The organism is Armatimonadia bacterium, assembly GCA_039679385.1.
GTDB lineage: Bacteria > Armatimonadota > Zipacnadia > Zipacnadales > JABUFB01 > JAJFTQ01.
On the sequence record JBDKVB010000067.1, the window covers coordinates 1 to 16034 of the forward strand.

Consider the following 16034-nt stretch of genomic DNA (forward strand, 5'->3'; position numbering starts at 1 on the left):
CGAAGGCCGCCTGGGCGTTCTCTTTGGCTGAGTAGTGCGGGTCGAGTTTGAGGGTGACGGTGGCCTGATTGGGGTCGTAGTAGTCGGTCACCTCGACCTCTGCAGCCCCTGTCGGGATCGCGTGCAGGTTCGCCAGAATCAGCTCACCGCGACGCCGCAGCCCGTCCGCGTCCTCAGCCTCCGCCAGCGACAACTCCCGCTCTCGCACCCGGGCTTCGGTTCGGGCCAGTGCGCGGGAGAGGAAGGCCGTGAGGTGGTCACGCCCGCTCTGCAGCTCACGGGAGACCAACTGCGTGCCCACAAGCTCATCCAGGGCCGCACCAAGGTCCTCCACGGGCTGGCACTCGAAGTCCAGGTGGGACTGCAGGACCAGCGGGTAGGCAAACACCTGAGTGCGCTTTCCCCGACGCACGGCGCCCTCATACACGAAGGCAGGCCCTTCAGTCTCTGTCTCGGCAAGAAGGTCCGTTGCAGCTTCACAGACCAGCGACGCCCACACCCCGGGCTGGCTATCGACCGGCTGCTCCCCCTCGAGTCGCGATCGCGTCACCAACTCATCGAGGAACAGGTCGCTCGCACCCATCAGCACACCGCGCAGGTACTGCCGCAGCGCCATTCCGCCGTGAACCGCAGACGCTTCGTGCTCGTCGTCCACCGGCGGCTCGGGCGGCGAGAGCAGCGCCTCAACGGTCAACTGCCGGGGATCGATCCGGAACCCGCCCGGCGGCGGCACGTAGCGAACGCCGGGCATGATCTCCCGGTACCGGTTCACCTGGCTGTTGATGAGCTTGGCGCAACTGAGGATGATCCCGTCAGGGCCGCGCAGGATCAGGTTCGCATGGCGGCCCATGATCTCGGCCACCAGACTCGCCCGCGAACCGGGTCCCATCCCTTCGCAGTTGGCGAACTCGACTTCAAGAATCCGGTCGAAACCCACCTGACCGCAGGCGGTGATGGTGGCGCCCCGGAGCTCCTTGCGCAGCGAATCCACGAAGGGCAGGTGCAGGTCCGGCCGGGGCTCATGGTCCGCGGACAGGTGCGCTCGGCCCATCTCAGCGGACCACGAGAACACAAGCTGAGGACGCGGAGCTCGCCGCCGGAGGTCAAGCACGACCTCATCACGCGAGACCGCAAAGACCCGATCCACGCGGGAGCCCACGATCTGCCGACGCAGGTCGGAGGCCAGACGAGCCAGGATGGTGGAGTCGAAAACCATAGCGGTATCCTGATGACAAAGCAGAAAATGGCAGCGCGACTGGGATCCTGCACGGAGACAGGGAGACCGGCTTAGCTTGCCTCGACAGCCTCCAGCCCGACCAGGGGCAGCACCTGCGTCAGGTCATGTACCACGATGCCGCAGTGTTCGCTCTCGGAGACACGGAAGGCGCTGGTCTCTCCCCTATCCACCAGGATCGGGCACAGGCCGATCTCCGCGGCGCCCTGGATTTCATTGCTGTCCCCGTCTCCGACGAACACAGCGCGATACGGGTCCACGCCGAGACGTTCACACGCCAGTTGGTAGATGCGGGCATCGGGCTTGCGCAACCCAACGGCACAGGACAGCACGGGATCGGGGATGAACTCCGATAGCGGCGTCTCGTCCCACAGCAGCGGCACCTCGGGCGAGCAGTCGCTGATGAGACCAAGGGGCCGCCCTGCTTCCTTGAGGGCTCGCAGCGTCGCCAGGGCATCAGGATAGGGGTTCATCACCTGCTCCCGGGTGTAGGCGACGCGTATCCGAGTGGCCTCAGTGATCTGCTCCTCGCTGGCCTCGATCCCGGCCTCGCGGCACAGGTCCCGCAGGTTCTCCTCAAGGGTCGCCCAGCGCCCAAGCGTGCGTTCATGTGCCACCTTGCGGAACAGATCAGCGAAGTCCGCCGGAGCCATTCCGAGCGCCTGGCCCATTTCGCCGAGGATGGCGAAGTACTCGTCATGCCGAAACACCGGGACCAGGGTACCGAACAGGTCGAACAGCACCGCCTCCCGGGCCGCCAGGGAAAGACGTCCGCCGGGCTCATCGGGACCACGGCGTGACACGAAGAACTTGGCCGTCGCCACAGCCGCGACCGACCCGTCGGCCATGATCACCTCGCCCTCGGTCTCGGCCAGCTTCCCGCGAAGTCTTGTGATGCGACCGCGGACCTTCAGCATGCTCTCCAGCGGGATTGCCTTCTTCAGCCGCACGGTCATCTCGGCCGTTACCGCGTCGTACCCGCGCCGGTACAGCACATGGGTCATCATCTCGTCCAGCAGCGTCGAGGTGATGCCGCCGTGGAGGATCTCCGACCACCCCTGGTGGTGCTTCTGCGGCATGAAGGTGCAGCAGCAGTCCAGACCTTCCAGGTGGATGTCACCCAGACGCAGGCCGTGTGGGTTGTGAGTTCCGCAGGCGAAGCACCAGCGGTCGTCCTTGAGATTCATCGACATGGGCAATCCCTCATGGTTCCGGCGTGCTCAGGTCTCGCCGTCGTCTCCAGCGTTCTCATCAGCGCCCAAGCCAGCCCCGTGCACGATCCAGGCAGTCCTCCAGCGTCTCACGGGCGAACTCGCAACGCTGGATCGACCGGAAGAAGCGACGACCATAGCCCCGGGTCACAATGCGCTTGTCCAGCACGAAGACCACACCGGTATCGGTGGCCGTCCGAATCAGTCGGCCGAAGCCCTGCTTGAAGGCGACGACGGCCTCGGGCAGATAGTAGTCCATCATCGGGTCGAGGCCCTTGCGGGCAGCATCCTCCTGCCGGGCCTGGACGACCGGATCACTGGGCACCGCGAAGGGCAGCTTGCAGATGACCACACAGCGCAGGGCATCGCCGGGGACGTCGACACCCTCCCAGAAGCTCTTGAGGCCGAAGAGAACGGCGCGGTCATCGTGCCGCAGGCGCTCCAGCAGGTCATAGCGCGGCCCGCTGACGTCCTGACACAGCGGCGTCATGCCCTGTGATCGAAGCGGCTGCTCCAGAGCCCGGAAGGCCTGGCTCATCCGCGAGCGCGCCGTGAACAGCGCCAGGGTTCCCCCTTCAGTGACCTCACAGATCTTGCCCAATGCGTCCACCACAGCATCATTGAACCCAAACTGCGAGGCCTCGGGCATGTCACCGGGCACGCACAGCAGGAGTTGCTCGGTCAGGTCGAAGGGCGACGACGCCGTCACCTCGACCAGCTTGTCCCGGTAGCGGTCCAGTCCCAAACGCTGCCGGAAGTACCCGAAGCGTCCGTCCACCGTCATTGTTGCCGAGGTGAAGACGATCGCGCTCTTCTTGGAGAACAGCGCCTCCTCGAGCACGGGGCCGATGTCGACCGGCGCCGCATGCAGACCCCACGAGGGCCCCGAGCGTGAACGCCAGGCCTCGGCCCAGGTCACGTAGTCCACCTGACTGCTCCCGGAGTCGAGAACCTTCGCCAGAGCCTCCAGGACGGCCGCGATCCGCATCTTCACGGCATCGGCGTCAGTATCCAGGCCTTCGCTACCGCTCTTTGCGCCTTTGTCGATCGGCTTCAGTTGTTCGGCAAAGGCCTCGACCGACCGTAGCAGTGTCAGCCCCGCCGATAGAGCCTGCGCACCCAGTTCCGCCAACTCCGCCCACTCCGGCATCTGTCGCACTTCGTCCGTCAGCCGCACCGCTGCGCGACCTTCTTCAGTGCGCCCATCGTTGGGCATATCGAAGCAGAAGTCGAAGACCAGATCACCCATCTCGGCGGCGGCATCGGCAAAGGTGTCGGCAAGCGCCGGCAACTGATCCAGGGCCCCGTTCGCCTCAGGCACTCCGGGCCGCTCACCAAGCTCCAGCAGCCGGCGCTTCATCAGCTCGACGAAGCTACCACGGCTGCCCGAGAAGGCCTGGAGGAGCTGCCGCAGACCGTGACCCGAACACTCCAGGCTCAGCGCATCGGTCGCCACGGTCTCCACATTCTGGGCTTCGTCGAAGACCAGGCGGCTGTACTTGGGCAGCACCTGCGAACGCGCATCGGCCATCGTTAGCGCGTGGTTTGCGACGATGATGTCCGAGTTCCGCGCGTGAGCCCGTGCGATCTCCACCGGGCACACATCGCCGTAGGAGCAGGCCTTCCCCACGCAGGAATCGCCCTGTGACCGCACACGGGCCAGCACACTCGGTAGCTCCGGCAGCAACTGGAACACATCGCCGGGCAGGCTCTCCAGGTCACCGCCGCTACCGTGGGCCAACCAGGAGATCAGGAAGGCCGCAACGACTCGTTCACCGCGCAGAAGGGAGTTCGCTGCGTCGATGGCGACCGACATGAGCAGGCGAATACAGGGGTAGTTCGCCCGCCCCTTGAGCAGTGCGGCCTGAAAGCCAAAGGGCAGCGCTCGCTGCAGCAGGGGCAGGTCCTTCTCGATGAGCTGGGCCTGCAGGTTCTTGGTGTTGGTCGAGATCACCACCGGCTCGCCCTCACGACATGCCCAGAGCACAGCCGGCACCAGGTAGGCCAGCGACTTCCCTACACCCGTGCCGGCCTCAGCCAGGAGGAACCGCCCGTCCCGCAGGGCATCGGCTACCTCTCGCGCCATGTCCACCTGCCCCGCGCGATGCTCGTAGGCCGCGAGAGCCTCCGCGATACAGCCACCAGGTGACAGGACCTCGATCGACAGGTCACGCAGGTCTCCCGATGGGACCGTGTCGGCACTGTCCCTCTTCCGCACGGGGGGCTTCTGGGGCAGTACCGAGCCGATGCGCATGAGGTCGGTGCTGCCGGCAACACCCTCTGGCCAGGGCAACCAGGCATGCCCCGGGTCCTGTGCCAGCAAGGGCGACAGCACCCTGAGCAGCCCCTCGGGTGCATTCTGGATGGCCTCCAGCACACGCTCCCAGAGCAGGCACGTCAGGGCAAGAGGGTCATCGCCCGGGGTGTCGGCAGCCGCCATGTCCTCCGGGCTATGACAGGAGACCGTAGGCAACCAGATCAGCGACAGCTCGCGCAAGTCACGCAGTTTTGCCAGGGCGGTCCGCGCGTGAGGAAGCACTTCGGGACGCGAGAGGAGTTCGCTGAGGTCCTCAGCCTCGAAGCACACAATCGGGGCGTCATCGCAGTGGCGGATCAGCTCACGCAGCGTCTTGTCCAGGTCATGGCCGCGGTCGGGCAACCGCCATTCACGGCAGGCACCCTCCTGCACACGAGCGTAGAGAGTACGCTCGCGCGAGGGTCCACGAAGGGCGACATAGGCAAGCTTCGGCTGGCTATCCTTCATGCGGGGTGAGGGCCGTTGTTGGCGAAGGCGCAGGTAATGTGGGCGAATCGTCAGCGGGGCGTGTCAGGCTCTGCAGGGCCGCAAGCCGCGAGCGGCACCTCCAGGGCCCACCCCATGTCTGGGGCTATTGTACCTCAAAACACAGCGGCCGCCTACTCTCACAGGAGCGGCGGCCGCCGGGAAAAGCAAGGGAACAGAACTAGAACTGCGAGGCTGTCTCGTCGTAGTCTTCTTCTGCGTCGCCATTCCGGAGTGCCTGGCCGAGGAGGTCGACGGTGGTGACCAGCATGGAGCGGTCCCAGCAGTCACGCTTCATGTCTTCAACGTCCACCTGTTCGTCGAGCAAGCCCTGTTCAAGGGGTCGGATGTACTTGGCCTTCACGATGGTGAGGTGTTCACGGCCGCCCCGGGTGCTGTAGCTCTCCTTATTGAGGGTCCCGATCACCAGCAGGCGGGTTCCCTCCTTGATGTTGTCAACTGCCCAACGCCCCAACTCCTCCCACACGTCGACGAGAAAGAGATCGGACACCGGTTCGCCCGTAGCTCGGTAGAAGGGCCTGTCCACTTCGAAACTGAACTCTGCCTTGACTTGGCCGGAGGACTTCTGACGAAGTGTTGCGTCGCGAGTGGCGAATCCCGTCAGTGCTACCAAATTCAGGTCGGCCAAAACGCCCACCTCCCACATCGATTAGGCCCCAGTTCACCAACTGCGGCTGTAGATGAACGGCGGCCGAAGGGCCACCGGGCATGGCATCGGGGCGACGGCAACGCCTGTCGCCCCGCGACGCGAATTATAGCACAGGCCCCCTTCGAGTCAAGGGACAAAAGGGTGACGCTCAAGACCTGGTAAAGGCACCATGAAGGTGCCCCAGGGCACCATGCGGAACTGCTCAACTATCATGTATCGTCGGCTTTTCCCGGCCTTCCTGCTCTTCGCAGCCTATGGCCTCGCCCTCTGGTTCCCGGCGCTTTGCGGACGCCAGGCCTTCTTTCTGCATGATGTGAGTATCGCCTATCTGCCCTTGCGCACCGCCGCCGCTGATGCCCTCCGTCAGGGCCATCTTCCCCTCTGGGACTCTCGCCTGGGGAACGGATTCGCGGTCCTGGCCGAGGGGCAGGCAGGCGTCTTCTACCCACCCCACTGGCTAACCTATCTGGGTGTGCCCCAGTACCACCTCTACGCGCTTCTGATCTGGCTGCACTGCGTTCTCGCAGCGTGCTTCATGGCCCTCTTCTGCCGCCTCTGGCGTCTGAGGCCAATGCCCTGCCTCACCGCGGGCATGATCTACGGCTTCTCGGGCTTCTTCATCACCCACCTGATGCACATCACCATCGTCGAAGCGGCCGCCTGGCTGCCCCTGGCCCTCGTCGGGGCGGAGTGCTGGCTGCGTTCGCCGCGTTCGCTGGGATGGCTGGCACTGTGCGCCTTCGCCCTCGGGGTGCAAGAGCTTGTGGCCATGCCCCAGGTGTTCTTCTACTCGGTGCTCACCGTGATCCTGTACTTCCTCGTCGCAGCGGTCCACCGTGCCGCACCTGAGCCACAGCCGGCATCCCCAACGCCGACCGCTTGCACTTCGCGACCACGTGGCCGGGTGATCCTGCTGGGACTGACCGGTGCTTTGCTCGCCGCCGTCCTGCTGTCGTCTGTGCAGGTCCTTCCGACGCTGGGGCTCATGCGCCAGTCCTCGCGAACGACGGTCACCGCCGAGAAGCTGCGCGAGTTGGCCCTGACGCCGCGCAACTTAGCCTACTTCGTCCATCCCTACGTCTTCGGTTCCTACGCCGAGGGCAACTACTTCGGCCGCGACCACTACTACGAGGTCTGCGGTTTCGCGGGCACGCTCGCACTGCTGTTCGGACTACTCGGCGCCTGGTTCGCCCGTGGACGTGCCAGGGCCTTCGCACTCGTCCTGGTACCCCTCTCGCTGTTCCTGGCGCTGGCGAATCAGAACCCGCTCTACGAGCTGTTCCCGCACCTCCCGGGCTTCAGTTGGTTCCGCGGCGCCGGACGCTATGTTCTCCTGACCACCCTCGGCCTTGCGATTCTGGCGGCCTACGGGATCCATATGGTCGGGGAATCGCGTCGCGTCCAGCGTGGTGCGATGATGCTGGGCGTTCTCGGCCTGCTGCTCGCACTAACGGTGCCTGTGGGCCTGCGTGCAGCGCGTCCGCTGATCGTGCCCCGGCTAGCGCGCATGGTGGCCGCCGATCAGCCTGACGAGTCCCTGCGTCACCAGGAGGCCGAGGAGAAGTGGCGGTTCTTCGCGGACCGCCTGAGCCCCAGTGACCCCAACTACCTCATGCTCTGTCTCTGCCTGGGGCTGGTGGCCGTCGCTTGCGGGATCGTCCAGGCTCCGCAGCAACCGGGCCGCCTCGGACTAAGGGACGCCCGCTGGATTGGCGAACTGGCTCTCGCCCTGACCGTGGTGCAGCTCTTTGTCTTCGCGCGGGACTACAACCCGACGATCGACACCAGCTACTACACCTCGTCACCGCGGCTCGCTGAGGCGCTCAAGGCCACACCGACCGACTGCCTGTACATGCACGATCAGGACGAGGTGCAGCAGTCTCTCACGGGCAACCGCGGCTGGCTCGGCACCGACAAGGCCTTCTACTGGGAGGAGCGCGAGACGCTGCGTCCCAACCGGCAGGTTCTCTACGGGTTGCGTTCCGCCAACGTGTTCTATGCCCTGGTGCCCGACCGCTACTGGACGCTCGAGCGCGTCCTCAAGGCGTCGCTGAAGGGCAAGCCCGACGCCGAGACCGGTCTCCAGATCGCCCAGCCACTTCAGGTTCTCTCGGCCTTGGGTGCCCGCGTTGTCGTAACGAGCCGACCGGAGCTTCTGCCGCAGCTCCCTGTTCTGGAGGACCACCAGACCTGGCTCGCCCGCGGGAACTCTGACCCGGCGCCGGTTGCTTACTTTGCTCAAGGAGCGGTTCTATGCCCGGAGGCGAGTGCTGCTCTGCGCCGGATGTGTGATGCGGGGTTCACGTGGCGCAGGCCGGTCGTGGAGTCAACCGAGACGATAGGCGAAGTGAGTGGCGAAGGACCGGCACGCCTTGCCTCCCTTACCAACGACTGCGGGCACATGACGATCGAGTGCGAGACTGCCTCGCGACGGTTGCTGGTTGTTCGCGAGACCTATGACCCGCACTTCGTCTGCCGCGTCGACGGTCGTGTGCAGCCGCTACTGAGGGCCAACTACCTGTTTCGGGGAGTGCTGCTCGAACCGGGTCGACACCGCGTCGAGTTCTCCTATGACGCCCGTGATCTGCACCTCGGAATGGTGCTTTCGGGCCTCGCCTTTATCGCCCTTCTGGGCGTAGCCTGGGCCTTCCGACGAGGCGCGAGATCGACTCTTTGACACCCGGTAGGGCTGCGTCTATAGTATGGAGGCTATGCGCGAATACGAGTCGGCCGGCACCCTTGGGCCCGGCGTGACCTCCACGCGGGTGCGTCTCCCTAGACGGCGGCCCTTTGGCCCAGGCCGTCGCCTAGTAGCGTGGGTTCTATGGCTGGCTGCAGTCGTGCTCCTCTGGGTGGCGCTGCACCCCCACAAGATCGAGGTCAACGGTTCGCGTCTCACCCTCCGCCGCGCCTCAACTGTGGAAGCTCTGGCGCACGAACTCAGGCTTCCGACCGCAAGAGGCAACCTGCTTGATGTCCGCGGAGGGCTCCTTCGGCAAGGCGCCGGCAAGCCCGCGGAGGCCTGGCGCAATGGCGTGCCCGTCGCCCTCAGCGCCCAGGTGGAGCCCGGCGATCGTCTCGTCATCTCCCCTGCGAGCGACCTGCGCGAACCTGTGGTTGACCGGGTCACCTACCTGGACTCACCGGCCTTCTCCCTGCGCGGGGAGACTCTGCCGCAGGTCGGTTCAGCGCCGTACTACCCGGGGCTCCAACGCGAACGCCGTGGGGCCTACAGCGGACTTCCTCTCAGCTACGGAGTCACCTACGCCAGTGCACAGGTCAACCGGACAGCGGAGCACCTCCGGGCGAAGTCCGTCGCTTTGACCTTCGACGACGGGCCGAACACGGTCTGGACGCCGCAAGTGCTGGCAACGCTGAAGCGCTACGGGGCAAAGGGCACCTTCTTCGTCCTTGGCCAGGCGGTCAAGCCCGTGTCCAGTATGTTCCGGCGGACGCTCGCCGAGGGGCATGAGGTCGGGACCCATAGCTGGCATCACGATCAGTTCACCAGAATGAGCCCCGCCGCGATGCGCGCCGACCTCGAACGCTGCCTCAAGGTCATGCAATCGGAGGGCGCGCAGGTGCGCTGGTTCCGCCCTCCCTACGGCGCCCACAACAAGCAGGTCGATCAGGTCGCCCAGAGCCTCGGCCTGCATGTCGCCCTGTGGGACATCGACCCGATGGACTGGAAACGCCCCGGTGCTGATGCGATCTACCAGCGCATCCTGCGGCACGTGACGAACCACTGCATCATCCTGATGCATGACGGTCCACAGCGGAGGGAGCAGACCGTCGCGGCACTGAACCGGCTCATCCCTGCCCTTCAGGCCCGCGGCTACGATTGCCTCACTCTCTCCGAGGTCAAGGGCCTCGTGCCGATCTACACCGGCGTCGTCGACCTTCGGGTTGATGGCCGCCGATATCGGCTTGAGCCGCTCTCCGGTGACTGGAAGGTCCTCCTCGACGGCAAGCCCCTCGTACTGCCACTGCGACCTCTGCGCTGGCAGAACGAGATACTGGTACCGGCCCGAGCTGTCGGCGAGCCCCTGGGCGCCAGTCTCGAGTACGATAAGGCAACGGAGACTTTGACCGTCAGTGGCGACGGCGGCACGGTCGTGTTCCGTCTCGATTCGCTCACCTGCGAACTCGACGGCAAGACGGTCCCTCTCCTGGTGCCCGCGATCCTGTGCAACCAGCAGGCTGTAGTCCCACTGTCCATCCTCAAGCGCGTCTGTGCAGCCAACGCAACCATCGATCAGCTTCAGCACGAGGTGAAGCTGCACAAGCCCGCACGCATCTGATCCTTCGGCGGCCTTCTGTCGGCACGTCCGTCCGCGGCGTTCCCCTGCATGACCCCAGCCAAAGCACCTCAGCGCAGGCCCACACAAACAGTAACGGGCGACAGCACAAGGTCTCTGTCGCCCGCTCAGATACGTAGCAGGGATTGCCTGTTGTTAGTGGCTCGCGCCTACTTGTTGGTGCCTGTCGCCGGGGCAGGAGCGGTCTCCGCAGGCGGCTCCGGCTTCCGTGTCGCTTCCTCCAGTGACTTGCGAGCTTCCTGGTAGACCTGCGCGTCGCGGTAGCGCTTGAGGTCCTGCAGCAGGTTCTCCATGCGGATGATCATCTCATCAAGCTGGTTGTCACTGACGATGGCCTCGTAGACTTCGACCTCCCCAAGCTCGACGCACTTGTCCGACCCGTGATTGGTCAGCAGCAGCAGCCGCAGGTACTTGCACTCAACGGGTGGGAAATCGAAGGCCTGCTTGATGGGACGATTGACTACCATGAAGCGGCCGATGGTCTTGTACGGACCGTCCTTCTCATTCGTCGAGACCTGCACCTCGATGTCCTTGGCCCAGCGGCCGATGTAGGACGGGTCGTCGGTGGTCGGGTCGATGACCACACGGCTGATGAGGTGAGGCTTCGCGTCGGCGCCGAAGCTGAGGATGATCCACTCCGGGTTGCCCGGCGTCGGCGGGATGTTGCTTGACCAACCGTACGAATCCTTGGGCGTGTGGTTGCCAACCACGTAAAGGCCGTCGATCGCATTGGTGGCTTGCCAGTGCGGCATCGGGTGCCCGGTGTCATCCTTGGCTTGCCCCGACACGGCCACGACACGCCCACCGTTTGCCGCGGCGACGATGTTGGTGCTCCCGGCGACTACAGAGCTCGCCGCCGAGGCGACGCCCAGGGAGAGGGCGGCCATCAAGAAGACTACAAGGGCCAGAGCCCACAGGGTGCGGTGCTGCATGGTCTGCAAGTTCCTCCACTCCGGTACGTGTGTTATCTGCGGTGTTTGGACACCGCCGCGAGGCAGTGGTTCCGGGTCTGCGCAGGGCCTCCGGTGACTAGTCCGGCCCGGTGCCTGAAGGCCGGTCCGTGTCGCTGGGCAAGTTCGGGGCCTGCTCCTCCTGCCTGTAGACCACCTTGCCCTCGTGGATCACCTCGATGGTGGCCGAGCCCTGCGTATCGACGCTAACGCGCTGGGACTGGTTCGGATTCAGCTTGGCTCGCATCACCACTGTCGGCCCGCCCCGGTCATCCGTCTTCACGACCTGGATCGACTGCCCCGGTTGCTGCCCCTGGACGGTCACGGTGACGATGAAGCGACGCTGCGCCGGGTCGCTGGGTGTGAAGGTCTCGTCGCGGACCACGGTCACATCCGGCTCGACGGGTTCCAGATTGCCCTGTCCGCCCCCCGGAGGCGGAGTGATGGTAGCCGGCTCGGGCCCCTTACTGACCGTCAGGTCGATGGCAGTCCCGGCCTCCACCTTAGTCGCGGGCTTGATGGCCTGCTTGATCACGCGACCGGCCGGAGCGGTGGCGTGGTAGACCTGCGAGACATCCCCGACCTTCAGCTTCGCGCGCTCCAGCGTCTCGTTGGCCTCAGTCAGGGACATGCCTTCCACCGGCACCACAATCACCAGTTCTTTGCCCTGGTTGACGACGACATCGACGGCGCTACCGGACTCCACCGTTTGCCCTTCCGGCGGGTTCTGGCGGATGACGGTGCCCTCGGATCCCATCGGCACTGACTCGAACTTGATCTCCCCCACCTTGAGCCCGTTGGCTTCCAGTGCCGAGCGCGCCTGGGCAAGTGACATGCCCTTGACCATCGGCACCTGGACCTTCTTGTTGCCCTCCGGGTAGAAGGCCATGCGTGCCAGCCACACGACGATGATGAGCGCGAGCACGGCGATAACGACCGCGCCGAGGGCACTCCAGGGATTCGTCTTGGGCTCGGCCGGTGGTCGCAGAACCGGTGTGATCTCCGAGCCGTCTTCGGCAGAGCGCGGACCAGGTCGAGACATGCCGGGTGCCCGGGCCGCCAGGTCAGGGCGTGAACCGGCAACCGGAGTCAGGTCTCTGCGCGGCGCGACGGGCGCCTGCAGCACCGCTGTCGCACCTTCGGGCGCCGTGAATACCCCGGTGCGGTCCAGCCCTTGCCCACCGGAGAGCTTGCCCAAGTCGACCAGCATCTCCTCGGCACTGCGATACCTCTGGGAGACCTCGCGAGCCATGGCCTTGTTGACGACGAACTCAACCGCCGGCGACACGTTGGGATTGAGTGTGCGCAGAGGCGTCGGACGTTCCCGCAGGTGCTTCGAGGCGATCTCCGTTTCCGAACTGCCCTGGAAGGGAGTGCGGCCCGTGAGGGACTCGTACATCACGCAGCCCAGGGAGTACAAGTCGGAGTGAGGCCCCGCCGGGCTGCCCTGAACCTGCTCGGGCGCCATGTAGTGGGCCGAGCCCAGTACGAAGCCACCCGGTCCCGTCCCCGCTGCCCCAACGGCTGCGGCGATTCCGAAATCCGAGAGCTTGGCCCGGCCATCATCGGTGAACAGGATGTTGTGCGGCTTCACGTCGCGGTGCACGATCCCGTTGCGGTGAGCATAGGCGAGGGCTTTGCAGCACTGCACCGCTACGTCGATGACCTTGGCAACCGGAAGGGGCGCCCAGTCCTTGATGATCCTCTTCAGGTCGGGCTCCGGAAGGTACTCGATGACCATGTAGTAAATCGTGCCGTCCACGCCGGTATCGTAGACCTGCACGATGTGGGGATGGTTGAGCTTCGCGGCGGCATGGGCCTCGCGGCGGAAGCGGGAGACGGACTCAGGCTGAAGGGCGATCTCATCCCGGAGGATCTTGACCGCGACCTCCCGGGACAGCGTCAGGTCCATACCCCGCCAGACGGTGGACATGCCACCTTCGCCGATCAGCGCGTCGATGCGATAGCGACCCGCGATGACAAGACCCGGCTTGAGTTCACTCATGCTATTTCACTCCACGCCCGGCGCTGAGTGCGGTACCTTCTCCTGTTGGTGCGCCGGCGCATGACGACACATACCAGCATGGCCTCTGGACAGCACCTGCACGGCAGTCGAAACGGGTTACCGTTCTTCCTGTTCCCGCAGCAGCGCCTCCAGCACCTGGCGGGCAATCGGACCTGCCACCTCGCCACCAGCGCCTCCGTTCTCCACAACCACGGTCACGACTGCCGTCGGGTTGTCCGCCGGCGCGAAGCAGGTGAACCAGGCATGGGGCAGGCCGGTCGGGTTCTCCGCAGAGCCCGTCTTCCCCGCCACGGCCACACCACGGATCGCTGCCTCTCCAGCAGTGCCGCGGTTGACCGTCTCGACCATCATCTTCGTGACTGCCTTCGCCGCCGCCGCAGATACGGCCTGCCCTTCGGCCTCAGGCTTCAGCCGCGCCAGCAGACGTCCACGAGCGCTCTTCACCTGCTCCAGCAGCTTCGGAACCGGCACAGCACCGCCGGCGGCTATGGTGGCCGTCATCCTCGCGATGGCCAGAGGCGAGGTGAGCGTCGCGCCCTGCCCAAAGGCAGCCTCGGCGCACTCCACCTCCGCCTTCGGGCCTGCCATGTTCGCCATGCGACCACCGCGGGCGGGCAAGGACAGCGCCGGAGCATCGAGCAGATGGAAGCGGCTCACGTACTCGCGGAACTTGGCTGGTCCCATTCCCCGGCCAACCTCGGCGAAGATCACGTTGCACGAATCGGCCAGCGCCCACGTGAAGGAGATGCGACCGTGTCCCTTCGGCAATCGACAACGGATCTCGGAACCGCTGATCGTGGCCTTGCCGGCGCAGGTGAACTTGTCGTCGGGCTTCACGACGCCCATGTCCAGGGCTGCCGCAGCGGTCAGAATCTTCAGCACTGAGCCCGGCGCGTACTGCCCCAACAGCGCACGGTTCAGTTCAGGTTTGTCCGGGTGGTTCTGGAAGATCATGAAGTCGTCCGGCGACTCGAGAACCCTGGGCGGGTCGTAACCGGGTGAGCTCACCAGGGTCCGGATCGAACCATCCCGCGGGTCCATCGCCACCACTGCCCCGACCTTGTCCTGCATCAGTCGGTGTGCGACTTCCTGGGCCTTTGCATCGATCGTCAGGGTTATCTGGCACCCCTGAGGCTGGCCGCGCAGAAGGGCGACGATCGGGTCCTCGTACTTGCCCAGACCGTAGAGGGCGTCATGCAAGGTCGCCTGCAGGCCGGTCTTGAGGTTGTACCCCGTGAGGTGGCAGTAGGTCTCGTGTCCCGGGTACTCGAAGTACCAGCCTTCCTCACCGCGTTCGCCCGTGAGGATCGTCACGCCGTCGTGCGTCATGAGCTTGCCCGGCTCAATCACCTTGAGGCGGTCGCGCGTTCGGGGATTCTGAGTATCGGCCCGAAGCTCGGGAGCCCGAACCACGTGCCAGTAGGCAAGCCACACTGACAACGCTAGGAAGCCCATGAGCAGCCCGCGGCAGAGTCGCGTCACATTGATTCGGAGTTGCTCGACGTCATGCATGGTTGCGCAAGGGCCTCTCGGGCGCACCGGTACAGTCGCGTGAAACGGCAAGCAGCAGCCCGATGGAGATGAAGTTGACCACTACAGAAGTGCCGCCGTAGCTTACAAAGGGCAGGGTGATACCGGTCAGAGGAAAGGCCCGAATCACGCCGCCGACAATCACCAGCGTCTGCAGGGCGAAAACGGTGGTCAGCGAAGCGGCCAGAAGCATCCCGAAACGATCCCGTGACCGCCAGGCGATCATGAAACCGTTGAAGGTGGCCATGGCGAAGAGGGTGAGCAAGGCCAGGGTTCCGGCGAGACCCAGCTCCTCCCCTACTGCGCCGAAGATGAGGTCCGTGGCGACCGCCGGCATCTTCTGCGGCATCCCCAGTCCCAGGCCGGTGCCCAGAACCCCGCCTTCGCCAAGGCCATACATCACCCGAAGGGTCTGCAGGCCGGCTCCGCTCGGGTCGCTCTGGGGGTAGAGCCAGGCCACCATGCGCCGGTGCACATGCGGGAACATATTGCTGGCAAGCAGCGCCCCACCGGCGAAGGCGATGAGCCCCAAAAGCACATAGGTGCGGCGTCCGGTGCTCAGATAGATGACGGCGACCGCGAGCCCGAAGAAGAGCACCGCCGCTCCCAGGTCGCGCTGCGTCACGAACAAGGCCAGGCAGAAAAGCACCAGGATTCCGATGGGCCCCAGGTACTTGATCTCGACCAGCGGCAACCCCCAGCGGTCACGCCCGCCCTGACTGATGATCTGTCCGCGGTCGGCCGCATAGCCCGCCAGCGAGATGGCCATCAGTATCTTCGCGAACTCCCCGGGCTGCAGCGAGAGGTTGCCGACGGCGATCCACAGACGGGCGCCATAGCGCTCCTGGCCCCAGATCATGGTGACCATCAGCAGCAACACGGCACCAGCGCCCGCAATGTACTTGAAGCGGCTCAGGCTGCGGACATCGACGACTACCAGGTACGTGGCCAGCATCAGGCCCGCGCCGATCGTCATCCACACAATCTGCTTCGAGGCCTGGAAGGAACGCGGACCTTCGAGCCGCCACAACATGATGATCCCGATTCCGCAGATCATCGCCACAATCGGCAGCAGTGTTCGGTCGCGGCCCTTTCCGGTGAGGTCCATCAGGAAGCTCACCAGCAGCAGGATGGCCACAGGCACTACGCCACGGGTGGCCCGTACGGCGCTGTTGTGGAGGGCGGCGCACGTCAAGGCCATGCCCAGAGCCGTGATCACGGCCACCAGACACAGCAGCACAATCTCTCGACGTCGTGCGACGCTCATGATTTCGACCGTTCAAAGCCAGGATGACTGCAGGACTGGCGAGGC

The 16034-nt window shown here is 65.1% G+C and carries 10 protein-coding genes; 2 read left to right on the forward strand and 8 right to left on the reverse strand.

Annotation, left to right across the window (positions count from 1 at the left end; genetic code table 11):
- The 4 genes from ABFE16_06550 to ABFE16_06565 all read right to left on the reverse strand — a co-directional run.
- Positions 1-1216 (reverse strand): NFACT family protein (locus tag ABFE16_06550; GenBank protein ID MEN6344949.1); only part of this gene is annotated, 1216 nt, incomplete at its 3' end.
- A 71-nt stretch (positions 1217-1287) separates the two neighbouring features.
- Entirely contained in the window at positions 1288-2427 is a 1140-nt protein-coding gene (locus tag ABFE16_06555; protein ID MEN6344950.1) for an HAD-IA family hydrolase, read from the reverse strand.
- A gap of 58 nt (positions 2428-2485) precedes the next feature.
- Positions 2486-5209, reverse strand: a complete 2724-nt coding sequence (locus ABFE16_06560) for a helicase C-terminal domain-containing protein (GenBank protein MEN6344951.1) — start codon at positions 5207-5209, stop codon at positions 2486-2488.
- A gap of 199 nt (positions 5210-5408) precedes the next feature.
- Complete coding sequence (locus ABFE16_06565; protein ID MEN6344952.1) at positions 5409-5876, reverse strand: single-stranded DNA-binding protein; 468 nt, start codon at positions 5874-5876, stop codon at positions 5409-5411.
- 232 nt (positions 5877-6108) lie between these two features.
- Here ABFE16_06565 and ABFE16_06570 point away from each other — a divergent pair, with 232 nt between their 5' ends.
- Positions 6109-8574, forward strand: a complete 2466-nt coding sequence (locus tag ABFE16_06570; protein MEN6344953.1) for a YfhO family protein — start codon at positions 6109-6111, stop codon at positions 8572-8574.
- A 34-nt stretch (positions 8575-8608) separates the two neighbouring features.
- Positions 8609-10198, forward strand: coding sequence for a polysaccharide deacetylase family protein (locus ABFE16_06575; GenBank protein MEN6344954.1), 1590 nt, complete (start codon positions 8609-8611; stop codon positions 10196-10198).
- Between the two features lie 167 nt (positions 10199-10365).
- On the opposite strand, the gene ABFE16_06580 is transcribed toward ABFE16_06575, so the two are convergent.
- From ABFE16_06580 to ABFE16_06595, 4 genes are all read right to left on the reverse strand, one after another.
- Positions 10366-11148 carry a discoidin domain-containing protein gene (locus tag ABFE16_06580; GenBank protein MEN6344955.1) on the reverse strand — a complete coding sequence of 261 codons (783 nt, stop codon included), beginning with the start codon at positions 11146-11148 and terminating at the stop codon, positions 10366-10368.
- 97 nt (positions 11149-11245) lie between these two features.
- Positions 11246-13171: a Stk1 family PASTA domain-containing Ser/Thr kinase gene (gene pknB, locus ABFE16_06585; protein MEN6344956.1), complete on the reverse strand. Its 1926-nt coding sequence runs from the start codon at positions 13169-13171 to the stop codon at positions 11246-11248.
- Between the two features lie 117 nt (positions 13172-13288).
- Entirely contained in the window at positions 13289-14704 is a 1416-nt protein-coding gene (locus ABFE16_06590; GenBank protein MEN6344957.1) for a penicillin-binding transpeptidase domain-containing protein, read from the reverse strand.
- The gene (locus tag ABFE16_06595) at positions 14697-15989 is read right to left on the reverse strand and encodes an FtsW/RodA/SpoVE family cell cycle protein (protein ID MEN6344958.1); all 1293 of its coding nucleotides are present in this window, start codon (positions 15987-15989) and stop codon (positions 14697-14699) included. The genes ABFE16_06590 and ABFE16_06595 overlap by 8 nt, the downstream gene beginning before the upstream one ends.
- Positions 15990-16034: the final 45 nt, after the last annotated feature.